This window comes from Microbacterium ureisolvens (assembly GCF_015278315.1).
Classification (GTDB): domain Bacteria; phylum Actinomycetota; class Actinomycetes; order Actinomycetales; family Microbacteriaceae; genus Microbacterium; species Microbacterium ureisolvens.
This window is the reverse complement of the sequence record NZ_JADIJE010000004.1, coordinates 77,238-101,558: the sequence shown is the minus strand read 5'-3', so window position 1 is coordinate 101,558 and position 24,321 is coordinate 77,238. Positions and strand designations below refer to the sequence as shown.

Below are 24,321 nucleotides of genomic sequence, written 5' to 3'. Positions count from 1 at the left end.
GCCGCACGCGCCCGAACGCGCCGCACGCGCCCGAACGCGCCGCACGCGCCCGAACGCGCCGAACGCTCCCCGAACGCGCCGAACCCGAACGCTAGGGCCGGGCGCGCGCCTGCGCGCTCAGCGCAGGGCGTGCAGCTTCGCGCGCTCGCGCGCGGCGCGCGCCTCGGCGATCCTGGCCTCGCGCCGAGCGATCGATGCGGGCAGCGACCGGGCGAACGCCAGCAGCACCCCCGATGCGATGAGCACCGAGAGCAGTGACGTTCCACCCTGCGACATGAACGGCAGCGGGACGCCCAGCACGGGGAACACCCGCAGGACGACGCCGATGTTGATGAGCGCCTGCCCGACGATCCACACCGTGATGCCGCCGGCGGCGATACGCACAAAGGGGTCGTCGGTCTTGCGGATGACATGGAAGGCGCCGACCGCGAACAGGGCGAAGAGGGTGAGGACGACGGCGCAGCCGATGAGGCCCAGCTCTTCGCCGACGATCGCGAAGATGTAGTCGTTCGCCGCGGCGGGCAGCCAGTCGTACTTCTCGCGCGAGTTGCCGAGCCCCAGCCCGAAGATGCCACCGCTGGCCAGTCCCCAGATGCCGTGGAGGGGCTGGTAGCAGTCGTTGAAGTAGTCGTCGAGGCAGTTCGGGTTGAGGAAGCTCATGAACCGCCGCATGCGGTCGGGGCTCGTGACCGCGAGGAACGCCACGGCGGCCGCGGCCCCGATCGCAGGCAGCACGAAGATGCGCAGCTTGACGCCCGAGAAGAAGAGCGCGCCGAGCACGATCAGGACGAGGATCATCGCCGTGCCGAGGTCGTCGCCGGCGAGCACCGATGCGATCGCGAGCCCGGCGACAGGCACCAGCGGGATGAACACGTGCTGCCACTTGGTCAGCAGCGTGCGTTTGCGGAACAGGACGAAGGCCACCCACAGCGCGAGCCCGAGCTTGAGGAACTCCGACGGCTGGGCCTGGAAGCCGCCGATGATGATCCAGTTGCGGTTGCCGTCCGCGCCGTGCCCGAGCGGCGTGAACACCAGCAGCTGGAAGGCGACGCCGAAGATGAGGGCGGGCCACGCGATCTTCTTCCAGAACGCGACCGGCAGGCGGCTCGCGATGAACATCAGCGGCACACCGATCAGGGCGAAGACGGCCTGTTTGATGACCGTCTCCCACGGCGCCTCGCCGGCGGCCGTCGCCGTAGCCGAGGTCGCCGACAGCACCATGACCAGCCCGAAGACCGTCAGCAGCAGCGCGGTCGACGCGATCAGCAGGAACTCGCTCGGCACCGGCGCGAACACGCGTCCGAGCGAGACGCGGGCGGCGAGCCCGCGCCGCGGCTTGTCAGCCTCGGTCGTCTGAGCCTGCGTCGGCCTGGTCGTCCGGGGCCGTGGTGGCTGCGTCGTGGTCACCCGGGTCCCCCGTTCCGAAGCGTTCTCTCACGGCTGCCGCGAAGCGGCGACCGCGGTCGGCGTACGACGCGAATTGGTCGAAGGATGCCGCAGCGGGAGCGAGCAGAACCACGTCCCCGTCACGCGCCACCCCTGCCGCCAATTCGACGACCTGCGCCATGACCCCTTCAGTCTCATCGGCGTCGACCTCGAACACGGGCACCGCCGGCGCGTGTCGCTCGAACGCGGCGACGACCTCGGCGCGGTCGAGTCCGATCACGATCGCCGCCTTCGCGGCGCCGCCGCGCCCGGCCACGAGCCCGGAGATGTCGACGCCCTTGAGGAGGCCTCCCACCACCCAGACCGCGCCGGGGTAGGCGGCCAGCGACGACGCTGCGGCGTGCGGGTTGGTCGCCTTGGAGTCGTCGACCCAGGTGATCCCGGCGTGCCGCGCGACGACCTCGATGCGGTGCGGGTCCAGGCGGAAGCCGCGCAGAGCGTCGCGGATGGCCGCGGGCGCCACGTCGAGCGAACGGGCGAGCGCCGCGGCGGCCAGGATGTTCGCGACGATGTGCGGGGCAGCGAGCCCGAGGGAGACGAGCTCGTCGACCGTCGTGAGCTCGAGCGCGCTCTTGTGCCGGTCCTCCAGGAACGCCCGGTCCACGAGGATCCCCTCGACCACGCCGAGGTCGCTCGGACCGGGGACGCCGAGATCGAACCCGATCGCCCTGGCACCCTCGACCACCTCGGCGTCCTCGACCATGGCCTGGGTCGCGGCATCCGCCTTGTTGTAGACGCAGGCGACGCGCGTGTTGTCGTACACGTGCGCCTTCGCGGCGCGGTAGTCCTCGAACGATCCGTGCCACTCGAGGTGGTCGTCGGCGAGATTGAGGCACACCGCGGCGTACGGCGAGACCGGGTCGGTAGAGCTCTGCAGCCCGAGGTACCAGAGCTGGTGGCTCGACACCTCCACGACCAGCGCGTCGAAGCCCGACGGGTCGCGCACCGCATCGAGGACCGGCGTGCCGATGTTGCCGACCGGTGCCGCGCGCAGGCCGCCGGCCACGAGCATCGTCGCGGTCAGCCGGGTGGTCGTGGTCTTGCCGTTCGTGCCGGTGATGAGGATCCAGTCGGCGGGAGTGCCGTCGGCGCGCAGCACCTTGTCGCGCACGCGCCACGCGAGCTCGATGTCGCCCCACAGTGCGATGTCGTTGTCGCGTGCCCAGGAGACGACAGGATGCCGCGGCGAGAAGCCCGGCGAGGCGATGACGACCTCGGGCGAGAACCCGACGAGCTCGGCCGGGACCTCATCCAGCGGGCCGGTCCACAGCCGTGCGCCGATGACCGGGAGCAGTCGCTCGTACTCCTCGTCGGCCCGCTCGGTCACCACCAGCACGTCGGCGCCCAGCTCTGCGAGCGTGTCGGCGACGGAGAAGCCGGTGACCGAGAGCCCGAGGACGGCGACCCGCAGCCCCTTCCAGTCGGCGTGCCAGCTGATGAGTGCGGAGAGGCGGTCAGAGCTCATGTTTGAGAAAGCCATTCGACGTAGAAGAATCCGACACCCGATACGGCGAGAAGTCCCGCGATGATCCACATGCGCACGACGATGGTGACTTCCGACCAGCCGCGCATCTCGAGGTGATGATGGAACGGGCTCATGAGGAACAGGCGCTTGCCGCGGGTGACCTTGAAGTAGAGGCGCTGCAGGATCACCGAGCCGGGCCCGATGATGAAGACGCCGGCGACGAGCACGGCGAGCAGCTCGGTGCGGGTGAGGATCGCCATCGCGGCGATGACGCCGCCGATCGCCATCGACCCCACGTCGCCCATGAACACCTTCGCCTTGGGGGCGTTCCACCACAGGAAGCCGACGAGCGCGCCGACGAACGATGCCGAGATGATCGCGAGGTCGAACGGATCACGTGTCGGGTAGCACGCGGCCTTGGCGGCCGCCGACAGCCCTTCGCCGCCCCAGCAGGCCTGGTTGAACTGCCAGAACGCGATGAGGCTGTACGCGCCGGTGACGAAGATGGCCGCGCCCGCCGCGAGGCCGTCCAGCCCGTCGGTGACATTGACGCTGTTCGAGAAGGCGACCCCGATGAACGTCACCCACGCGAGGTACAGGATCCAGCCGATGACGAGACCCAGCGTCATGAAGCCCAGCACCGGGACGTCGCGGAAGACCGAGATGAAAGGCGATGCAGGGGTCTGGTCGAACTCGTTGGGGAAGTTCAGCGCGGCGATGCCGAACGGCACCGTGACGATGATCTGCCCCACGATCTTGCGCCAGCCGCTCAGGCCCATGAACTTCTGCTGGCGGACCTTCATGTAGTCGTCGATGAAGCCCACCGCGCCGAGGCCCACCATCATCCAGATCACGAGGATGCCCGAGATCGTCGGTGGGTTGTTGCCGGCGAAGCAGCCGACCAGGTAGCCCACGATCGTGCCGACGATGAAGATCGTGCCGCCCATCGTGGGCGTGCCGCGCTTGGTCTGGTGGTTGGGGTTGCGGATGTCTTCCGGGGTGCGGATCACCTGTCCCCAGCCCCACTTGCGGAAGAGCCTCAGGAAGACCGGAGTGAGGAAGAGCGTGAAGGCCAGCGAGATCGCCGCCGCGGTAAGGAGAGATCTCACGAGAACGATTCTCCCAGACGATCGCCGAGGAACCGGAGTCCCGCGGAGTTCGACGACTTGACCAGAACTCGGTCTCCGTCGCGCAGCTCGCCCTGCAGGTAGTCGAAGGCCTCATCGGCGGTCGAGAAGAAGACGGCCTCGTTGTCCCACGATCCCTGTGCGACCGCCTCGAGGTACATCCGCCGCGCGGCGTCGCCGACCACGACGATCCGCTGGATGCCCAGACGCACTGCGAGCAGGCCGACGCGGTCGTGCTCCTCCTCGGCGTGCTCTCCGAGCTCGCTCATCGCGCCGAGCACCGCGACGGTGCGCTCCTCGGGTCCGGTGATCTGCGCCAGCGTGCGCAGCGCCGCGGCCATGGAGTCGGGGCTGGCGTTGTACGCGTCGTTGATGATGCGCACCCGGTCCGATCCCAGGGGCTGCATGCGCCAGCGCTCGGCGATCTCGACGGTCTCCAGGCGGGCGACGGCGTCGGCGAGCGAGACCCCGAGCGTCGTGGCGGCCGTGATCGCCGCCAGTGCGTTCATCACGTGGTGCTCGCCCAGCACCCGCAGGCGCAGCGGCAGCGACACCCCGTCGGCCGTGACGCGGAAGGACGTGCCGGATGCCGTCACCACGACATCGTCGGCGCGCACATCCGTCGCGCCGGGGCCGCGGCCGAACCATCGCACGCTCGCGCCGCGCTCGGCGGCGATCGGCGCCATCGCGGCGACGCGCGCGTCGTCGGCGTTGAGGACGGCGACGCCGCCCTCGTGCAGTGCCTTCACGAGCTCGGACTTGGCGTGGAACGTCGCCTCGATGCCGCCGAAACCGCCGGCGTGCGCCATGCCGACCATCAGCACGACGCCGACATCGGGGTCGACGAGTCCCGCCAGGCGCGCGATCTCACCCGGCGCGCTGGCGCCGAACTCGCTCACGAGGAACCGTGTAGACCCGGTGACGCGCAGCATCGTCAGCGGTGCGCCGACTTCGTTGTTGAACGACGCCTTCGGCGAGACTGTCTCACCCTCACCCTCGAGGATCCGCGCCAGCAGATTCTTCGTGGTCGTCTTGCCGTTCGATCCCGTGATGCCGACCACGCGCAGGTCGCCGCTCTCGTCGCGCACGCGGCCGACGACCTCGCGCGCGAGGTCCGCGATGGCCGTCACGACATCGGGCACGACGATCTGGGTGACGGATGCCGCACGCGGCGTGTCGACCACGTGCTCGACGAGCGCCAGAGCCGCGCCCTTCTCGACGGCGGCGTCGACGAAGAGGTGCCCGTCGGTCTCCTCGCCTGGCTTGGCGACGAAGACGCCGCCCGGCTCGATGAGACGGGAGTCGGTGTCGACCGTCCCGTCGATGAGGGTGTCGGGCGTGTCGCCGTCGGCGAGGTGCACCTCGCCCCCGACGGCACGGGCGATCTGGGCGATACTGAGCGCGATCATGTGGGGAACTCCGGAAGCTCGGGACACTACCCGAACTTGGGCAGCAGCTCCGGCGACGTCGTGGAAGGCATGACGCGATACGTCTTGAGGACTTGGGTCATGGCCTTCTGGAACGCGGTCGCGTTGGCCGCAGACGATGTTACCTTCGTCGGCTCGTCGAGGGTGACGACCACCACGTACTCGGGGTCCTCGGCCGGGGCGAAGCCGACCATCGTCGTGTAGTAGACGCCGGCCTTGTAGCCGCCGTTCACCAGGTCCGCCTTCTCACCGGTTCCCGTCTTGCCGCCGATGCGGTAGCCCGGGATCGCGACGGTCTTGGCGTAGGGCGCCTGGAGGAAGACGTTCTCGAGCATCTCGCGCATGTCGGCCGACGTGCTCTCGCTGAGGACGCGCTCGGGTTCGGCGAGCTCGGGCTCGACGACGGTGCCGTCGGACTTCGTGCAGGATTCGATGATCTGCAGCGGCATCCGCACTCCGCCGTTGACGATCGTGGCGTACGCCCGCGCGAGCTCCGGCATCGTCGTGGTGACGCCCTGGCCGAACGACGTGTTGAGGGTCGTCTGCGCACCCCAGTCCTGGACGGGGTGGATGAGGCCCGTCTCCTCACCGGGGTAGCCCGAGCCGGTGCCCTGCCCGATGCCGAACTTCTGGAAGTAGTCGTAGCGCGTCTGCTTGTCGACCTTCTCGCTGAACTTCGAGATGCCGGCGTTCGAGGAATCGATGAGGACGCCGGTGAGCGTATAGGTGTACGCGGGGTGCTTGAACGAGTCCCGCACGCGGGCGCCGTCGGCGAAGTGCTCCTCGCTGGAGGCGACGACCGTGGAGGCGGGCGTCTGCCAGCCCGCGTCGATCACCGTCGCGGCCGTGAGGCCCTTGAAGGTCGATCCGGGCTCGAACGTGCCGAGGAAGATCTCACTGGTGCGATCCCCCACCTCGGTGGCGTCGACGTTGTTCGGGTCCACCGTCGGGTATTCGGCGGCGGCACGCACCTTGCCCGTCTTCACCTCGTATACGAGGACCGCGCCGTGCTGCGCGGCCATGTTCTGCGTCTGCTCGGCGATGAGCTGCTGCAGGTACCACTGCAGGTCGCGGTTGATCGTCAGCTGCAGCGTGCCGCCGTCCGTGGCGGGGGTCTCGACCTCGGTGCCCGGGATCACGACGCCGTCTTTGCCCTTCTCGTAGGTGCGCGAACCGTTCGTGGCCGCGAGGCAGTCGTTCTGAGACCGCTCGAGGCTCTCCTGCGGCGTGCCGTCACTGCCGAGGAAGCCGACGAGATTGCCCGCGACCGCGCCGTCCGGGTAGGCGCGGGCGGGGTGCGAGATGCAGGTGATGTAGGGCACGCCGAGGTCCGCCAGCGCGCGGAACTGCTCCGTCGAGACGCCGTTCTTGAGCTTGGCGTACTCCGAGTCCGGGTTCTCGGCGAGGGCGTCGCCGACGATGGCACGCACCTCCTCCGGCGTCTGTCCGGTGATCGCGGCGACATCGTCCGATACGTCCGCCCAGAGGGGGTCGTCGGATTCGCCCTCCAGCACCTGCGCGTCGATCTGCGTGATGAGCAGGGGCGAGAGCTGGCAGTCGTAGCGAAGGATGCTGCCCGCCAGCGTCTGCCCGTTCTCGTCGACGATCGCCCCGCGCGTGCCATAGAGCGTCTGCTTGCCGGCGAAGGCCGTGTTGAGGGAGTCCTGGATGTGGTCGTCGGCGTTGACCACCTGGATGTCGACGAGCCTCACGATGAAGCCGGCGAGCACGGCGAGGACGACGGCGAGGGCCACGACGGTGCGGCGGCGGGGGCTTCTCGTGCTTCGTGTCGTCATCTCGCGTCTCGTGTCGTCTCGGCTCGGCGTCGTCGTCGGTGTCGTCTCAGTGTGTGCTCGGCGTGGGCAGTCCGTCGGTGATCGGCGGCGGAGTGTTGCCGACCCCGGCGTCGCCCGGAGCGGCGACGTCGACGGGCACGCCGTCGATCGTCGCGTCGGGCGCGGTCACCAGCGGCGTGTCCGTGATGAGTGCGTTGGGCACGGCGCCGCGGCCGATCGCGTCGACTGACGACGATCCCATCGCCACCTCCGACGGACCGAGGATCGCGCCGTCGCTGAGGCGCAGGTAGCTCGGCGCCTCGTTGATGACCATGCCGAGCGCGGCGGCGTTCGCCGCGAGGTACTGCGGCGAGCTGAGGCCCGCGACATCGTCGTACAGGATCTGCTTCTCGTAGGTGAGATCGCGCTGCTCCTTCGTCAGCGCTGCGAGCTCGTACGTGCCCTGCGTGGTCATGATCGACAGCGACATCTGGGCCGCCGCGATGAGGAAGGCGCCGAGCACCGCGACCACGCCGTAGAACAGCTTCGGCCGGCGTCGGCGGGCGGGGGCCTCGACGACCCGCAGGCGCCGGCGTGCGGCATCCGATCGATACGGCGCGGCTGCTCCCGAGAGTCGAGCGGCTGTCGTGGGGTGGGCGATGGTGCTCATGCGTCGTCCTTCACTCGCTCAGCCGCCCGGAGGCGGACCGGCGTGGCACGCGGGTTGACCGCGCGCTCCTCTTCGGTGGCGAGCTCGGCACCTTTGACGAGCAGTCTGAACTTCGGGGCGTGCTCGGGCAGCTCCACCGGCAGCCCGGGAGGCGCCGTCGAGGTGGAGGCCTCCGCGAAGGCGCGCTTGATCAGGCGGTCCTCGAGGGACTGGTAGGAGAGGACGACGATGCGGCCGCCGACGGGCAGGATGCCGAGGGCCGACGGCACCGCGCGCTCCAGCACCGACAGCTCGCGGTTGACCTCGATCCGCAGCGCCTGGAACACCCGCTTGGCGGGATGCCCCGTGCGCTGCACCGCCGCCGGCGTCGCGGCCTGCAGGATCTCGACCAGACGACCGGACCGCTCGATGGGCGCTTTGGCGCGTGCGGCGATGATCGCGCGGGCGTAGCGGCCGGCGAGCTTCTCCTCGCCGTAGCGTTCGAAGATGCGGCGCAGATCGCCTTCCCCGTACGTCGCGAGGATCTCGGCCGCGGTCGTGCCGGCGGACTGGTCCATCCGCATGTCGAGCGGCGCATCCTGCGCGTAGGCGAAACCGCGATCGGCGACGTCGAGCTGCAGCGACGAGACGCCGAGATCGAAGAGGATGCCGTCCGCCGCGGCGAAGCCCGCGGAGGCGACGGCGTCGGCGATGCCGTCGTAGACGGTGTGCACGAGGTGCACGCGGTGGCCGAAGCGGGCCAGCCGCTCCCCCGCGATGCGCAGCGCGTCGGTGTCGCGGTCGAGGCCGACCAGGTTCAGCTTGGGGAAGCGCTCGAGGAACGCCTCGGAGTGTCCGCCCATGCCGAGGGTGGCGTCGACGAAGACGGCGCCGTCGCCCTCGAGGGCGGGTGCGAGCAGCTGGATGCAGCGCTCCAGCATGACCGGGGTGTGGATGTCGCGCAGGTTCATGGTCGACGGGGCCGCTGTGGCCTCGGCCCCTGGACCCTGATCCCCATCCGCTCTGACCTGTCACCGGGGAAGTGGCGACAGGGCGGGAGCGGCTGGGAGTCGGGATCCAGGCGACGAGCCTCAGAACAGGCCCGGAATCACCTCCTGCTCCAGCTCGGCGTAAGTCTCTTCGTTGGCCTCTGCGTAGGCGTTCCACGCAGCGGCGTCCCAGATCTCGGCATGAGCGCCCACGCCGGTGACGACGAGGTCTCGCTCCAGGCCGGCGTATGCGCGCAGCGGAGGGGGGATCGTGATGCGGTTCTGACTGTCGGGTTTCTCGGCACTGGCACCCGAGAGGAACATGCGCAGGAAGTCGCGCGCCTGCTTGTTCGCCAGCGGCGCCTCTCGGATGCGGTCGTGCACCCGTTCGAACTCCTTCTCGCTGAACACGTACAGGCAGCGGTCCTGTCCGCGCGTCACGACGACACCCCCACCCAGGTCGTCGCGGAACTTCGCCGGGAGGATGACGCGTCCTTTGTCATCGAGCTTGGGTGTGTGCGTGCCCAAAAGCATCGGTACATCACACCCCCTTCGTCCGGCCCCCCGGGTTGCACGCCACTTTACTCCACTTCCCTCCACTTCGCTATCAATTCGTGATCTGTCTCTCCCCCGCACCCCCTTTCAGGCCTGGTACAGACGTTGCGCGGGCAACAAAAAAGCACCGACCCGAAGGTCGGTGCTTCTCGTGCCGGTTCAGTCGGCGGGGACGCTCAGCGCTCCTCCTGCCGCTTGTCCCAGCGGTCGTTCATGCGATCCATGAACGACGAGCCGTTGGTCTGTTTCGAGGGGCGATCCGGTTCGACGCGCACCTTGCCCGGTCCGCGTCCCGGTGTGACGGCGAGGAGCACCCCGCCGAGCATCACCACGAACCCGATCACGCCGATGATCACCTGCGGGATCGAGACGCCCACGATGAGGCCGCCCAGACCCAGCAGCACGAGGATCGTGCCGTAGACGATGTTGCGATAACTCAGAGTGCGTCCATCGCGGGGCGCGCTGACGACATCCGCGTCGTTGCGCATGAGATGGCGCTCCATCTCGTCCAGCAGGCGCTGCTCCTGTTCGGAGAGTGGCATGCATCCCCCTCTGTACTTCGGTGGCTCGATTGTACGCGTGCCGTTCCTCACTAGGCTAGGCCCGTGTCACCCGCCGCAGAGCCGATCGAAGCCATTTCCCAGCGAGTGGACATGTTCGTCTCGGCTCAGCAGGAGACGGTGACGGATGCCGGCCCCGAGGCCGCCCGCTTCATCTCGGCCGCGGCGGATGCCGTCACCGGCGGAAAGCGCCTTCGGGGCCGCTTCTGCATCGCGGGGTGGAGGGCTGTGGAGGAAGCCGCGGGGCCTGCCGGCTCGCCGCCCGCTCCGGTCATCGCCGCCGCCGCCGCGCTCGAGGTCTTCCACGCGGCCGCGCTCGTCCACGACGATCTCATCGACAATTCCGACACCCGTCGCGGCCGGCCGGCCGCCCATCGGGCGCTCGAGGCGGAGCACCGTGGGGCGGGCTGGTTCGGCGACGCCGACGCCTTCGGCAGATCGAGCGCGATCCTGCTGGGCGACCTCCTCGTGGCGTGGAGCGACGACCTCCTCGAAGAGGGCCTCGCCGAGACATCCCCTGAGCGGGCGGCTGCGGCGCGCCGGCAGTACGCACTGATGCGTCGCGAGGTGACGCTCGGGCAGTTCCTCGACGTCGCCGAGGAGTCCGCGTTCGTCACCGAGCCCGACGACCGTCACGCCGAGCGGGCGCTGCGCGTGGCGTCGTTCAAGTCGGCGCGCTACAGCATCCAGCAGCCGCTCGCGATCGGTGCGGCGCTGGCGGGAGCGGATGCCGCGCAGGCGGCCGCGCTGGCCGCGTTCGGTCACCCGGTCGGCATGGCGTTCCAGCTGCGCGACGACGTGCTGGGCGTGTTCGGCGACGAGGCGGCGACCGGCAAGCCGTCGGGCGACGACCTGCGCGAAGGCAAGCGCACGGTGCTCATCGCGTACGCGCGCGAGGCGCTGGCGCCGAACGCGCGCCGGATCGTCGACGAGCTCGTCGGGGATCCGACGCTCGATGCCGCGCAGATCGCGTCGCTGCAGCAGACGATCGTCGACTCCGGCGCCCTCGAGCGCGTGGAGCGCCTCATCGCCGACTACGCGCGGGAGGCCGATCGCGCGCTCTCGGGCGCGCGACTGGGCAATGCCGCGGTGAGCGAGTTGCGCGATCTCGCGCGCGCCGCGACCGTGCGCACCACCTGACGCGGCCCCGCTCCGGAACCCGTTTCGAGCCCTTAGCCCGCCCGGTCCCTGAGCCCGCCCCGGCCCCTGAGACTGCCGAAGGGTCAGGCGAGCGTACGAGCGACCCGGCGCACCTCGCTCTTGCGCCCGGCGAGTAGTGCCTCGATCGGCGAGACGCCGATGGTGTCGTCCGGGGCCAGGAGCCAATCGATCGCCTCGTCGTCGGAGAAGCCGGCGTCGTGGAGCGCGAACACGGTGCCCCGCAGCGAGGGCAGCGGGTGTCCGTCGACGATGAACACCGACGGCACCTTCAGGGCGCCGTCGCGGCGCGAACCGACGAGGTGGAAGTCGTCCAGAAGCCGTCGCACGCGGCCGAGCGGCTCGCCGAGCACCTCCACCAGATCGGGGAGAGTGAGCCAATCGGTCTCGAAGCGCGAAGCGTCGTCAGAGGTCACGAAAGCAACTATCTCAGATCCCACCCATCGCGAGTCCACCCGACTCCAGCCACATCAGTCACAGGATGCACGTCCTTTTACACCCGTTGACACCAATAGACATCCGTGACACGGTTTTCGGAGTCGACTGAGGGGGGAAACTCGTGCGACCACTTCGGAGTACCGGTGATCACGCCGACCAGGGCATCTTGCCGTCGCGGACGCTCCGCGCGGGGGTGCCCGCAGCCCTCGTGGGATCCATCGCGCTGAGTCTCACTGCGGTTCCCGCGCAAGCGGCGCCCGGCGAGGCCACCACGCGACAGATGCCGAGCGCGCTCCGCCTGGCCGCCGCAACGCCTTCGGTGACGGCGGCGCCCGCGGCCGCGGCATCCGTCCCCGCGGCACCGGTCGGCGCGGCACCGGCTGTTTCGCGGGTGATGACGTCCACCGCGCCCGCCACGTATACGGTGCAGCGGGGCGACACCGTGAGCCGCATCGCCGCGCGCTTCGGACTGCGCACCGCCGACGTGCTGGCGCTCAACGGACTCGGGTGGTCATCGACGATCTATCCGGGCCAGGTGCTGAAGCTGGCGGCCGCTGGCGCGGCCGCTCCCGCTCCCGCAGCGCCCGCCCCCGCGCCGGCCACCGGCACCTACACCGTCCAGCGTGGCGACACGGTCAGCGCGATCGCGAAGCGTCACGGTGTGACGACCAACGCCGTGCTCTCCGCCAACGGGCTCGGCTGGTCGTCGATCATCTACCCCGGCCAGACCATCAGGATTCCGGGAGCGGCGGCCCCCGCGGCGGCAGCTCCGGCGCCAGCACCCGCCCCGGCGCCGGCACCCGCTCCCGCGCCGAACGCCTCAGCCGGCACGCACACTGTCGGCGCCGGCGACACCGTCAGCGGCATCGCCAAGCGATACGGCGTCACCACCAACGCGGTGCTCTCGGCCAACGGGCTCGGCTGGTCGTCGATCATCTACCCCGGCCAGACACTCAAGATCCCGGCCGCGGGCTCGGCGATCCCCGGGCTGACGTCGGAGCAGGCGGCGAACGCGCAGCTGATCGTGCGCATCGGGCGGGAGCTCGGCGTGTCGAACCACGGCATCGCGATCGCGCTCGGCACCGCGATGCAGGAGTCCTCGCTCCGCAACCTCTCGTGGGGCGATCGCGACTCGCTCGGCCTGTTCCAGCAGCGCCCCAGCCACGGCTGGGGCACCGAGGCGGAGGTGCAGGACGCGGCGCGCTCCACCCGCGTCTTCTACGGCGGTCCCGGCGACCCGAACGGGTCGCGCACGCGGGGACTCCTCGACATCCCCGGCTGGGAGGGCATGAGCTTCACGCAGGCCGCCCAAGCCGTGCAGATCTCGGCCTATCCCGATGCGTACGCCAAATGGGAGGCATCCGCTCATGGCTGGCTGGCCGCGATCGGCTGAGAAGCCGGATCCCGGCCGGATCGGATGCGTCACATTACGATCTCGCGTGGTGAGGCGCTCCGCCGGCTCGCAGGTGCGCATCCGTAGACTCTCAGCGTGAGCACGAGTCAGCAGACGGACCCGCTGATCGGCCGTCTCGTCGACGGCCGGTACCGGGTGCGTGCTCGCATCGCCCGCGGCGGCATGGCCACCGTCTACGTCGCCACCGACCTGCGCCTGGAGCGCCGCGTCGCACTGAAGGTGATGCACGGCCATCTGAGCGACGACACCGTGTTCCAGAGCCGGTTCATCCAGGAGGCCCGCGCGGCCGCGCGACTGGCCGATCCCCACGTCGTCAACGTGTTCGACCAGGGCCAGGACGGCGACATGGCGTACCTGGTCATGGAGTACCTGCCGGGCATCACGCTGCGCGAGCTGCTGCGCGAGCAGCGCCGCCTCACCGTGCCGCAGGCGGTGTCGATCCTCGACGCCGTGCTGTCCGGGCTCGCAGCCGCCCACAAGGCGGGGATCGTGCACCGTGACGTCAAGCCGGAGAACGTGCTGCTCGCCGAGGACGGCCGGATCAAGATCGGCGACTTCGGCCTGGCTCGCGCGACGACGGCGAACACCGCCTCCGGTGCGCAGCTGCTCGGCACCATCGCCTACCTCGCGCCCGAGCTTGTCACCCGTGGCACCGCCGACGCGCGCAGCGACATCTACGCGATCGGCATCATGCTCTACGAGATGCTCACCGGCGAGCAGCCCTACAAGGGCGAGCAGCCGATGCAGATCGCCTTCCAGCACGCCACCGACTCCGTGCCGCGCCCGAGCGTGAAGAACCCGGGAGTGCCCGAGCCCCTCGACGAGCTCGTCCTGTGGGCGACGGAGAAGTCGCCCGACGAGCGCCCGATCGACGCCCGCGAGATGCTCCAGCGGCTCCGCGACATCGAGCGTGAGCTCGGCATCTCCCCCGTGATCGCCCGCACCGGTCCGATCGGCGTCGTCCGCGACGACGTCTCGCCCACCGGCGAGCTGACCGCCGTCCTTCCCGGCACGCCGACGGGCCCGACCGCCACGATGGACGAGGTCGACAACGCCTCGCGTCTGCGCCGCGCCACGCAGCGCCGCAGCTCGCGTGGCGCCTGGCTCATCGTGCTCGTGCTGCTGCTGGCCGCCATCGCCGGCGGACTCGGCTGGTGGTTCGGCTCGGGCCCCGGCTCCCAGGTCTCCGTGGCCGACGTTAGCGGCATGACCTTCGCGGATGCCGCTGCCCGACTCGAGCAGGACTCGCTCGTCGCCGTGGAGCAGGGCGAGAGCAGCCTCGAGGTCGCTTTCGGCCAGGTGATCCGCACAGACCCTCCGAGCGGCTCGCGCGTCGACCGCTCCGTCGAGGTGAACGTGTACGTCTCGACAGGACCCGCCGAGGCGACCTTCACCTCGTTCGCCGGTATGCCCGAGGCCGACGTGCGCGCCGCGCTGGAGGCGCAGTCCGTCAGCGTGCCCGACGAGAGCTCCACCTTCTTCACCGACGCGGCGTCCGGAACCGTGATCGCCGTCGCGGTGCGCCCGGCGGGCGCCCCGGACGACGGCTCGCAGGACGTCGCCTGCATCGACGGGTGCACCGTGCACCAGGGCGACACCGCGCGCCTGCAGGTGTCGCTCGGCCCGCTCCCCGATGTCACCGGCGAGAGCGAGGGCAAGGCCCGCAGCACACTGGAAGGCCTGGGACTGACCGTCGCCGACCCGAGCCAGACCGAGCCCAGCGATGCCGTGGACGAGGGCCGGGTGATCCGCGTGCTCGGCAAGGACGACGGCAGCGCCCTCGCCCCGGGCGACACCGTCACTCTTGTCGTCTCGACCGGTCCCCCGCTGTTCGAGGTGCCCGACCTCGTCGACATGACGCTGGCCGAAGCGCGCCAGGCGGCCTCCGATGCCGGGTTCACCATCGATTACGACGACCGCTGGGACGCCTTCCCCGACCCCTTCACCCGGGTCGAGTCGCAGAAGCCCGACCCGGGCGACATGGAGCCCCGCGGCACCGTCATCTCGCTGCGCATCGCCGCCGCCCTCTGACCCTCAGCCGAGGCATCCCTCCTCTCGCAACCACTGCGAGACATCACGACAGCACCCTCTCGCGGCGAGCCGCGCTGCTATCACGCGGTCTCGTCCAGCGGGCGTCGTAGATACAGGACCGTAATCAATGAGGGATGCCGGCAGCCCAGGCATCCCTCCTCTCGCAACCGCTGCCAGACCTCACGACAGCACCGTCTCGCGGCGAGCCGCGCTGTTATCGTGCGGTCTCACGGCTCAGGAAGCGCCGCACGCGAACGGCGAGGGCCGAGCAGTCGGGGACGACGTCATCGGCGCCGATCAGGAAGACTTCGTAGCCGGCGTCTTGGAAGAGCTGAACGCGCCGCAGGTCACTCAGCCATCGCTTGCGCGAGCGGCGGTGCTCATCGCCCTGATACTCGATCAGCAGCTTATGCCGCGGATATCCCAGGTCGGCGTGGCGCGGACCCTCTGCGGTTTCGACTCTCAGCTGCACGACCGGCTCGGGCAGTCCGTGCGTCAGCAGTCCGAGCCGGGTGAACGTCTCGTAGGGGGAATCCACCGGGTACCGCGCATGGTCGAGCGCCCGCCGCAGCATCGCGGTGCCTCGCCCCCGGCCGCGTCGAGTGAGTGCCGCGCGCAGGTCGTCGACCGTGCAAAGGGGGGCGCCACGGGTTCCATCCGCTGATCGTGCGCCGGTGAGCAGATAGTCGGCAGCGGCCACCAACCACTCGTGCTCGATCTGCTCTCCTCCTACGACGGCGCCTCGTTGTGCCAGCTGGCACCACACGTCGGCCGGCGCCACGACCGGCAGCAGATCGAACATCTGCCGTCCAACCCCGTCGTCGGATGTCACCCAACCGACGACTCCCGTGTGACGCAACGCGACGCGACTGTTCACCGCCAGCACATGCAGACCCTCGACGGGCGAGTAGGCGGGTCGCAGCGGGATTCCCCAGATTCGGGCGGCAGTCCGATGACTGAACCAGTGGTCCACTCCCAGCGCAGGGAGGAGTCGCTCGCATCGCGCCATGATCCCGTCGTCGCTCGCACATGCGGCGGCGACGTGGATCCCATGGTGCGGATGCATGAGGTCGGATCCGCGCAGGCGCCCGCGGCCGACACCTCGCTCGCGAGCGGCAGCGGTCGTGAAGGCGATTCCGTCGAGGTCGGCGGGAAGTATCCGGCGCGGCATCCCTGCATCCTGCCGCTGCCGAGGCGCCGGCATCGAAAACTGTCCACACCCACTGGCGAGACCTCACAACTGCACCGCTCGGCTGCCCGGCGGCGTGCAATTGCGCATTCTCACGCCGAGGGTCGGGAGTGCCTGCGCCGCCTCAGGTCGAATAAGCCCACGGGCCGGCATCGGCATCCGCCGGATCCGCCGATCCGCCGATCCTGATGAGACGTCACGACAGCACCCGGGACTTCCCCCCACGGTGCTTTCGCGCGTTCTCACGAGCGAATCGACCGCCGCTGACGAGAAGATCCCGGATGCCTCGAGGCGAGGCATCCGGGATCTTCTCGTCGTCAGGGGCGCAGGGTCAGCGCTTCTCGAGCTCCTCGGCCACGAGAAACGCCAGCTCGAGCGACTGCATGTGATTCAGCCGCGGGTCGCACAGCGACTCGTAGCGCGTCGCGAGGGTGGCCTCGTCGATCTGCTCCGAACCGCCCAGGCACTCCGTGACGTCGTCGCCCGTGAGCTCGACGTGGATGCCGCCGGGGAAAGTGCCGACCGCGCGGTGCGCCTCGAAGAAGCCGCGCACCTCGTCGACGACGTCGTCGAACCGACGCGTCTTGTATCCGGTGGGCGTCGTGATGCCGTTGCCGTGCATCGGGTCGGTGACCCACAGCGGCGTGGCGCCCGAGTCCTTCACGGCCTCCAGCAGCGGCGGCAGCGCGTCGCGGATCTTGCCGGCACCCATGCGCGTGATGAACGTGAGGCGGCCGGGCTCGCGGTTCGGGTCGAGCTTGTCGATCAGCGCGAGCGCCGTCTCGGGGGACGTGGTCGGGCCGAGCTTCACGCCGATCGGGTTGCGGATCTTCGAGAAGTAGTCGACGTGCGCGCCGTCGAGGTCGCGCGTGCGCTCGCCGATCCACAGGAAGTGGGCCGACGTGTTGTACGGCGTGTTCGTGCGTGAGTCGATGCGGGTCAGCGGCCGCTCGTAGTCCATGAGCAGGCCCTCGTGGCCGGTGTAGAACTCGACGCGCTTCAGCTCGTCGAAGTCGGCGCCGGCGGCCTCCATGAACTTGATGGCGCGGTCGATCTCGGTCGCCAGGCGCTCGTACTGCTGGTTGGCCGGGTTCTGCGCGAAGCCCTTGTTCCACGAGTGCACCTCGCGGAGGTCGGCGAAGCCACCGGTCGTGAACGCGCGGATGAGATTGATCGTCGATGCCGCCGTGTGGTAGCCCTTGAGCAGCCGGTCGGGGTCGGCCTTGCGCGAGTTCTCGGTGAAGTCGTAGCCGTTGACGATGTCGCCGCGGTAGGCGGGCAGCGTCACGTCGCCGCGCGTCTCGGTGTCGCTGGAGCGGGGCTTGGCGAACTGACCCGCCATGCGGCCCATCTTCACGACGGGCATGGATGCGCCGTACGTGAGGACGACCGCCATCTGCAGCACCGTCTTGATGCGGTTGCGGATCTGCTCTGCGGTGGCTCCCGCGAAGGTCTCGGCGCAGTCGCCGCCCTGCAGCAGGAACGCATTGCCCGACGCGGCGCGCGCGAGGCGGTCGCGCAGGTTGTCGACCTCACCGGCGAAGACGAGCGGGGGCAGCGTCGCGAGCTCTGCGGATGCCGCCGCCACCGACTCGACGTCATACCACTGCGGCTGCTGCTTGATCGGCAGGGTCCGCCAGTGGTCGAGTGCGTCGAGGTGCTGGAGCATCCCCCGATTCTAGCCGTGGGACGGATGCCGCAGCCGCCGCGTGACGCTCACGTGACAGCGTCCGCGTCAGCGAGCCTTGGGCTTCAGCCGATCCTTCACGGTCGAGGCGTAGACGTCCTCGTACTCCTGCTCCCCCAGGCGCTGCAGCGCGACCATGATCTCGTCCGTGATGGAGCGGAGGATGTACCGGTCGCCCTCCATGCCCTCGAAGCGTGAGAAGTCGAGCGGCTCGCCGACCACGATGCCCACGCGCACGATCCGCGGCAGCCTGGTGCCGATGGGCATCATCGTGTCGGTGTCGACCATGACGACGGGCACCACCGGCACGTGTGCCTCCAGCGCCATGCGGGCGATGCCGGTGCGGCCGCGGTACAGCTTGCCGTCAGGGCTGCGCGTCCCCTCGGGGTAGATGCCGAGCAGGTCGTCGTTGCCGAGCACCTGCAGGCCCGTGTTCAGCGATGCCTCCGACGCCTTGCCGCCCGAGCGGTCGATAGGCAGCTGGCCCGTGCCCTTGAAGAACATGCGGGTGGCCCAGCCCTTGAGCCCCTTGCCCGTGAAGTAGTCGCTCTTGGCGAGGAAGACCACCGGCCGGTCGAGCATGAGCGGAAGGAAGATCGAGTCCACGAACGAGAGGTGATTGCTCGCCAGGATGGCGGCGCCCTCGGCCGGGACGTTGCGACGGCCGACGATCCACGGGCGCCAGATCGCCTTGACGATCGGTCCGATCACCACGTACTTCATCAGCCAGTAGAACATGCTGCTACGCCTCTGTCCCCGCCAGATCGGCGGCGCCGATGAGCCCCGCGTCGTTGACGAGCCGCGCGATCTTGAAGGTCGCGACGGGGCGGTCGCCATACCCCGGCAGCGACCGCTCGTAGGCGACGCGCATCGGCTCGAGCAGCGCGTCGCCGAGCTGGGCGACGCCGCCGCCGATGACGAACAGCTCGGGATCGAGCACGGCCTGGAAGCCGCCGCACGCCTCGCCGAGCGCGGTGGCGACGCGCCGCAGCGCCTCGGCCGCGCCCGGGTCGCCGGCGAGGACGAGTCGCGACACCGCCGGACCGCTGATCTTGCCGTGCTCGGCACGGTGAGCCGCCAGCGCCCCGCCGATGCCGCCGCCGTCGGCAATCTCATTGGCCTCCCGCTGGAGGGCGCGGCCGGAGGCGTACTGCTCGAGGCATCCGTGCTGTCCGCAGCCGCACAGGAGGCCGTCGCGGATGAAGCGGATGTGGCCGAGCTCGGCGGCGATGCCGTGGCCGCCGCGGAAGAGCTTGCCGTCCAGCACGATCGCTCCGCCGACCCCGGTGCCCATCGTGAGCATCACCATGTGGTCGACGCCGCGCCCGGCCCCGAAGCGGTACTCGGCCCAGCCGGCCGCGTTGGCGTCGTTCTCGACGGTGACCGGAAGGCCGATCCCCTCCTCGAGGGTCGCCTTCAGCGGCTCGTTGTGCCACGCGATGTTGGGGGCGTGGATGACGGTGGCGCGGTCGCGATCGATGAAGCCGGCCGCCGCGACCCCGACGGCCGCGATCTCGTGCGCGGCGCGGAAGTAGCGGGCCATGTCGACGACGGCCTGCGCGAGGGCGGCGGTGTCGGTCGGGGTGTCGACGCGGAGCTGCTCGACGATGCCGCCATCGGAGTCGACGACGCCTCCCGCGATCTTCGTTCCGCCGATGTCGATGCCGACCTTGAGCACAGTCTCCCTCTCCGGCCGCCGCACGCGCGACAGCGCCATGAAGTCTATCCAGGCGCCGTCGTCCACACCCGCTCTCGGCCGGATGTGACGGCGGATTAGACTCGGATGAGATCCACCCGAGATTACATACGTCCGGTACCGAAGGAGCTGCCGTGGTCCAGTTCGAAGTCCCCGCCATCGTCCCCGCCGATCCGCAGGCCAACATCACCGACCTGCTGGTCGAGCGCGTGAAAGAGACACCCGATCGTCCGCTGTTCGCCGTGCCTGAGGGCGACGGGTGGCGCGACATCACGGCGGCCGAGTTCCAGAAGCAGGTCATCGCCCTGGCCAAGGGCTTCGTCGCCGGCGGCATCGAGCCGGGCGACAAGGTCGGCTTCATCGCGCGCACCACCTACGAGTGGACGCTCGTCGACTTCGCCCTCTTCTACGCCGGCGCCGTGATGGTTCCGATCTACGAGACGAGCTCCAGCGCGCAGATCGCGTGGAACCTGACCGACTCGGGCGCCGTCGCCATCATCACCGAGCTGCCCGACCACACGGCCCGCTTCACCGAGGCACGCCCCGAGCTTCCGCTCATCCGCTCCGCGTGGGAGATGCACGGCGGCGACCTCGACCGGCTGGTCACCGAGGGCGCGAGCGTCTCCGACGACGAGATCGAGCGCCGGCGCAACATCGCCAACGGCGCCGACATCGCGACGCTCATCTACACGTCCGGCTCGACCGGACGGCCCAAGGGGTGCGTCCTCACCCACAGCAACTTCGTCGAGCTGGCCCGCAACTCCGCGAAGTCGCTCCACGAGGTGGTCGAGACGCCCGGCGCATCGACCCTGCTGTTCATCACGACCGCGCACGTCTTCGCCCGCTTCATCTCGATCCTCGACATCCACGCGGGCGTGAAGACCGGCCACCAGCCCGACACCAAGCAGCTGCTGCCGGCGCTCGGCTCCTTCAAGCCCACGTTCCTCCTCGCGGTCCCCCGCGTGTTCGAGAAGGTCTACAACTCGGCCGAGCAGAAGGCCGAGGCGGGCGGCAAGGGCAAGATCTTCCGCGCCGCGGCGCACACTGCGGTCGAGCACTCCAAGCTCCTGCAGGACGGCAAGAAGGTCCCGCTGCTGACGAAGATCAAGTTCGGCCTGTTCGACAAGCTCGTCTACAGCAAGCTGCGCACGGCGATGGGCGGTCGCGTGGTGTACGCGGTGTCGGGCTCGGCTCCGCTCGGACCCCGCCTAGGCCACTTCTTCCACAGCCTCGGCGTCACGATCCTCGAGGGCTACGGCCTCACCGAGACCACCGCGCCCGCGACGGTCAACCTCGCGACCAAGTCGAAGATCGGCACGGTCGGTCCGGTGCTCCCCGGCGTCGGCATCCGTCTCGGCGACGACAACGAGATCCAGGTGCGCGGTATCAACGTGTTCAAGGAGTACTGGCGCAACGCCGAGGCGACCGCGGAGGCGTTCGACGGCGACTGGTTCAGGACCGGCGACATCGGATCGTTCGACGACGAGGGCTTCCTCACGATCACCGGTCGCAAGAAGGAGATCATCGTCACCGCCGGCGGCAAGAACGTCTCGCCCGCGGCCCTCGAAGACCCGATCCGCGCGAACCCGATCGTCGGGCAGGTCGTGGTCGTCGGCGACCAGAAGCCGTTCATCGCGGCGCTCGTCACGCTCGACCCCGAGATGCTGCCGGCGTGGCTCGCGAACAACAACCTCCCGGCCGACATGCCCCTCGCCGAAGCCGCCAAGCACGACTCCGTGCGTGCCGAGGTGCAGCGCGCGATCGACCACGCGAACAAGAACGTCTCGCGCGCCGAGTCGATCCGCAAGTTCACCATCCTGGCGAGCGAGTGGACCGAGGCCAGCGGTCACCTGACGCCGAAGATGAGCATCAAGCGCAATGTGATCCTCGCCGACTTCGCCGGCGACATCGAAGAGATCTACACCGTGCCGGTGAGCACGACGAACGTCTCGCTGAGCTGACCCGCACAGCAGAGAGCGGATGCCGGGGGTTCCGGCATCCGCTTTCTGCGTCTCGTGGGGAGATCTCGCTTCGCCCGGTCGACGACCGGCGTCGTCAGAACCAGTCGGACTCGCGGATCTCGCGCATCGCCACACGGCGCGCCTCGGGCGTGAGCCGCTCGAGATACAGCTTGCCGTCGAGGTGGTCGGTCTCGTGCTGGAGGGCCTGTGCGAGGAGCCCCTCCCCCTCGAGCACGATTTCGTTGCCGTCGAGGTCGGTCCCCGTGACCTTGGCCCACGGGTAGCGCACCGTGTCGTGCCACAGTCCGGGCACCGAGAGGCAGCCCTCGCCGATGGGCTCGGGCTCGCCCGACACCTCCACCAGGACGGGGTTGAGGACGTACCCGATGTCGCCGTCGATGTTGTAGCTGAACGCCCGCAGGCCCACGCCGATCTGGGGCGCGGCGACTCCGGCGCGGCCGGGCAGCTCGACGGTGTCGAGCAGGTCGCGGACGAGGGCGCGGACGCCGTCGTCGACCTGCTCGACAGGGGCGCTGACGGACTTCAGGACGGGGTCGCCGAAGACACGGATGGGACGGACGGCCACCTCAGGCCGCCGAAGCCAGCGAACGCAGGCCCTCGACCACGATCGCCGCAAGCTCCCGCGCGGCCTGGCGGGTCGCCGGCTGCAGCTCGCGGAACGCGATCGCGCTGCCCGCCGCGATGTGCGGGTCGTACGGCACGCGCACGACGGCGCGCACGCGGGTGCGGAAGTGCGATTCGAGCTCGTCGAGCTGGACGAGCGGATGCCCCGGCCGCGCGTTGTTGAGCACCACGACGGCGTTGCGCACCTTCTCGGCGTAGCCGTTGGTCTCGAGCCACGTCAGCGTCTCGGACGCGAGGCGCGCCTCATCGACGCTCAGGCCCGCGACGACGACCAGCTGGTCGGCGAGATCGAGCGTCGCCTCCATGACCGAGTGGACGATGCCCGTGCCCGTGTCGGTGAGCACGATCGAGTAGTAGTGGGCCGCCAGCGCGGCGACATCGCGGTAGTCCGCGTCGTTGAACGCCTCCGAGACACGCGGGTCGGAGTCGGACGCGACGACGTCCAGGCGCGTCTCGTCACGCGCGACGATGTTCGACAGGTCGTTGAACCCGACGACGTCGCCGCTGATGCGCACGAGATCCCGCACGGTGCGCGCGCTCTCGCGGGAGATGCGCTCGGCCAGCGTGCCCCGGTCGGGGTTGGCGTCGACGGCGATGACGCGGTCGTCGCGCGCGTCGGCCAGAGCCATGCCGAGCAGCGTCGTCACGGTCGTCTTGCCCACGCCGCCCTTGCGCGAGAGCACCGGCACGAAGCGGGCTCCGCCGACGAGCGGAGCGGCGATCCGGCGATCGAGCTCCTTGCGGGCCTTCGCACGCTTGCTGTCGCCGAGGTTGATGCGCCGGCCCGAGATGGAGTACACGAAGTGCTGCCACGCGCCCTCGGGCTCGGGCCGCACGACCTGGTGCGGGTCCAGCAGGCGATCGGCCGTCAGCAGATCGGCCGTCTCGCGGTCGGCTTCGAACTCTCCGAGCCGCTTCGAAGCGAGTGCCACGTCGCCGCGCGGGAACGAGGTGCGCTCCACCGCGGTGCGCTCAACCGGACGGTCGGCGACCGGGTGCGCGCCGGTGTGGTTCGCCTCGCGGCGCGTGGTGGGCGTCGAGCCGGTCGTCGCCTTCGCCGCGGCGGCCGCTGCGGCCGGCATCGCCGGGGCTGCGGGCGGAGTCTTCGGCGCGGAGGGAGCCGCGGCGGCGGCATCCTTCCCCTTCGCCTCGCTCCCCTCAGGGGCCGGGGTCTTCGCGCTCATGGGCTCCTCCGCGGTGTCGTCGTTCGCGATGACATCGTCTCTTGTCGCGGCGTTCTCCGCCAGGGCGGCCTCGACGCCGTCCTCCTCGAGGACGAGGTCGAACTCGGCCGGATCGAATTCGGCGTCGAAGTCGGCGTCCTCGAACTCCTCCGCATCGAAGTCGACGACGGCGAACTCGTCGACGGGCTCCTCCGCGGCCGGAAGCACAGCGTCGGCGCTCTCCATGGGCTCTTCGGCGAACCCGGGCTGGTCCGGGGCGACGAACTCCTGCTCGGACGCCGGTTGGGCGCGCGAGTCGGACTCGGCCTCCCACGCGGCCTCTGATTCGACATCCTCGAGTGCGGGCTCGGATTCGACGGCTCCCGGCGCATCGGCTTCCGCATCGTGCGCGACCTCGTCGGCCTCAGCGGCCGCCGCGTCGTCGACGCCGGCGTCCGCCACGTCAGCAGGGACCGCGGACTCCATGACGACGACGTCGTCCACCACGTCGTGCGCCGACGTGTCGTCGGCCGACGTGTCGTCGGCCACGACCTCCGCATCGGCGATGTCCTCGATCGCGGGCGCCGGCGCGAAGCCCTCACCCTCGACCGTCCACTCCTCGAGCTCGCCGGACGGGTCGATGATCTCGGCCTCGGTCGTCTCGGTGCTGAACTCCGCGAACTCCGACACCCTGCCGGCCTCGATGACCGGCAGGTCCGCGTCGGCCGGGATCTCGACGATGAACGGAACCTCGTCGTCGATCACGTCGTCGTCGGCGAGGTCGTCCTCGGATTCGGTCGGCAGCTCGACGTTCACCTGCGCCGTCGCACCGCCCAGAAGTCCGAAGCCGGTCGTGTCGATGCTCCCCGTCTCGGAGAGCACGCCGTTCTCGGGCTCGTCGGGCGTGTGTTCGTTGCGATCGGGCGTCACTACGGAGTTCTCCTGG

Annotated in this window: 20 protein-coding genes; 4 read left to right on the top strand and 16 right to left on the bottom strand. The window is 69.9% G+C overall.

The window, feature by feature from the left end:
• Window positions 1-117: 117 nt before the first annotated feature.
• From ftsW to IM767_RS07725, 9 genes are all read right to left on the bottom strand, one after another.
• The gene (ftsW, locus tag IM767_RS07765; RefSeq protein ID WP_109209261.1) at window positions 118-1,407 is read right to left on the bottom strand and encodes a putative lipid II flippase FtsW; all 1,290 of its coding nucleotides are present in this window, start codon (window positions 1,405-1,407) and stop codon (window positions 118-120) included.
• Entirely contained in the window at window positions 1,340-2,911 is a 1,572-nt protein-coding gene (gene murD, locus IM767_RS07760) for a UDP-N-acetylmuramoyl-L-alanine--D-glutamate ligase (RefSeq protein WP_109209260.1), read from the bottom strand. Before murD ends, ftsW begins: the two co-directional genes overlap by 68 nt.
• Window positions 2,908-4,020, bottom strand: a complete 1,113-nt coding sequence (gene mraY / locus IM767_RS07755) for a phospho-N-acetylmuramoyl-pentapeptide-transferase (protein WP_109209259.1) — start codon at window positions 4,018-4,020, stop codon at window positions 2,908-2,910. Before mraY ends, murD begins: the two co-directional genes overlap by 4 nt.
• Window positions 4,017-5,447, bottom strand: a complete 1,431-nt coding sequence (locus IM767_RS07750; protein ID WP_109209258.1) for a UDP-N-acetylmuramoyl-tripeptide--D-alanyl-D-alanine ligase — start codon at window positions 5,445-5,447, stop codon at window positions 4,017-4,019. Before IM767_RS07750 ends, mraY begins: the two co-directional genes overlap by 4 nt.
• 26 nt (window positions 5,448-5,473) lie before the next feature.
• Window positions 5,474-7,261 carry a peptidoglycan D,D-transpeptidase FtsI family protein gene (locus IM767_RS07745; protein WP_109209257.1) on the bottom strand — a complete coding sequence of 596 codons (1,788 nt, stop codon included), beginning with the start codon at window positions 7,259-7,261 and terminating at the stop codon, window positions 5,474-5,476.
• 46 nt (window positions 7,262-7,307) lie between these two features.
• Window positions 7,308-7,910 carry a cell division protein FtsL gene (gene ftsL, locus IM767_RS07740; RefSeq protein ID WP_109209256.1) on the bottom strand — a complete coding sequence of 201 codons (603 nt, stop codon included), beginning with the start codon at window positions 7,908-7,910 and terminating at the stop codon, window positions 7,308-7,310.
• Window positions 7,907-8,860 carry a 16S rRNA (cytosine(1402)-N(4))-methyltransferase RsmH gene (rsmH, locus tag IM767_RS07735; protein WP_109209255.1) on the bottom strand — a complete coding sequence of 318 codons (954 nt, stop codon included), beginning with the start codon at window positions 8,858-8,860 and terminating at the stop codon, window positions 7,907-7,909. The genes ftsL and rsmH overlap by 4 nt, the downstream gene beginning before the upstream one ends.
• Before the next feature lie 120 nt (window positions 8,861-8,980).
• Window positions 8,981-9,412, bottom strand: a complete 432-nt coding sequence (gene mraZ, locus IM767_RS07730; RefSeq protein WP_109209254.1) for a division/cell wall cluster transcriptional repressor MraZ — start codon at window positions 9,410-9,412, stop codon at window positions 8,981-8,983.
• Window positions 9,413-9,609: 197 nt separating this feature from the next.
• Window positions 9,610-9,975 carry a DUF3040 domain-containing protein gene (locus IM767_RS07725; protein WP_109209253.1) on the bottom strand — a complete coding sequence of 122 codons (366 nt, stop codon included), beginning with the start codon at window positions 9,973-9,975 and terminating at the stop codon, window positions 9,610-9,612.
• Window positions 9,976-10,038: 63 nt separating this feature from the next.
• Here IM767_RS07725 and IM767_RS07720 point away from each other — a divergent pair, with 63 nt between their 5' ends.
• Window positions 10,039-11,133 carry a polyprenyl synthetase family protein gene (locus tag IM767_RS07720; RefSeq protein ID WP_194398836.1) on the top strand — a complete coding sequence of 365 codons (1,095 nt, stop codon included), beginning with the start codon at window positions 10,039-10,041 and terminating at the stop codon, window positions 11,131-11,133.
• A gap of 83 nt (window positions 11,134-11,216) precedes the next feature.
• Here the strand turns inward: IM767_RS07720 and IM767_RS07715 are convergent, their stop codons facing one another.
• Complete coding sequence (locus IM767_RS07715) at window positions 11,217-11,567, bottom strand: Rv2175c family DNA-binding protein (protein WP_109209251.1); 351 nt, start codon at window positions 11,565-11,567, stop codon at window positions 11,217-11,219.
• Window positions 11,568-11,782: 215 nt separating this feature from the next.
• Between IM767_RS07715 and IM767_RS07710 the strand changes: the two genes are divergently transcribed.
• Both IM767_RS07710 and pknB read left to right on the top strand, forming a co-directional pair.
• Window positions 11,783-12,982: a LysM peptidoglycan-binding domain-containing protein gene (locus IM767_RS07710; RefSeq protein ID WP_239453194.1), complete on the top strand. Its 1,200-nt coding sequence runs from the start codon at window positions 11,783-11,785 to the stop codon at window positions 12,980-12,982.
• 96 nt (window positions 12,983-13,078) lie between these two features.
• Window positions 13,079-15,034 (top strand): Stk1 family PASTA domain-containing Ser/Thr kinase, encoded by a 1,956-nt coding sequence (gene pknB / locus IM767_RS07705; RefSeq protein WP_109209250.1) that lies wholly within the window; start codon window positions 13,079-13,081, stop codon window positions 15,032-15,034.
• A 214-nt stretch (window positions 15,035-15,248) separates the two neighbouring features.
• Here the strand turns inward: pknB and IM767_RS07700 are convergent, their stop codons facing one another.
• The 4 genes from IM767_RS07700 to IM767_RS07685 form a co-directional block, all read right to left on the bottom strand.
• Complete coding sequence (locus IM767_RS07700) at window positions 15,249-15,920, bottom strand: hypothetical protein (RefSeq protein WP_162564217.1); 672 nt, start codon at window positions 15,918-15,920, stop codon at window positions 15,249-15,251.
• 634 nt (window positions 15,921-16,554) lie between these two features.
• Window positions 16,555-17,892 carry a class II 3-deoxy-7-phosphoheptulonate synthase gene (locus IM767_RS07695; protein WP_109209248.1) on the bottom strand — a complete coding sequence of 446 codons (1,338 nt, stop codon included), beginning with the start codon at window positions 17,890-17,892 and terminating at the stop codon, window positions 16,555-16,557.
• Window positions 17,893-17,958: 66 nt separating this feature from the next.
• A complete protein-coding gene (locus IM767_RS07690; protein ID WP_109209247.1) occupies window positions 17,959-18,648 on the bottom strand; it encodes a lysophospholipid acyltransferase family protein in 690 nt (229 codons plus the stop codon).
• 4 nt (window positions 18,649-18,652) lie between these two features.
• Window positions 18,653-19,588, bottom strand: coding sequence for an ROK family glucokinase (locus tag IM767_RS07685; RefSeq protein WP_109209502.1), 936 nt, complete (start codon window positions 19,586-19,588; stop codon window positions 18,653-18,655).
• Window positions 19,589-19,740: 152 nt separating this feature from the next.
• Between IM767_RS07685 and IM767_RS07680 the strand changes: the two genes are divergently transcribed.
• On the top strand, window positions 19,741-21,567 hold the full coding sequence (locus tag IM767_RS07680) for an AMP-dependent synthetase/ligase (RefSeq protein ID WP_109209246.1): 1,827 nt from the start codon (window positions 19,741-19,743) through the stop codon (window positions 21,565-21,567).
• 94 nt (window positions 21,568-21,661) lie between these two features.
• On the opposite strand, the gene def is transcribed toward IM767_RS07680, so the two are convergent.
• Both def and IM767_RS20760 read right to left on the bottom strand, forming a co-directional pair.
• The gene (gene def, locus IM767_RS07675; protein ID WP_109209245.1) at window positions 21,662-22,153 is read right to left on the bottom strand and encodes a peptide deformylase; all 492 of its coding nucleotides are present in this window, start codon (window positions 22,151-22,153) and stop codon (window positions 21,662-21,664) included.
• A gap of 1 nt (window position 22,154) precedes the next feature.
• On the bottom strand, window positions 22,155-24,305 hold the full coding sequence (locus IM767_RS20760; protein ID WP_194398835.1) for a nucleotide-binding protein: 2,151 nt from the start codon (window positions 24,303-24,305) through the stop codon (window positions 22,155-22,157).
• Window positions 24,306-24,321: the final 16 nt, after the last annotated feature.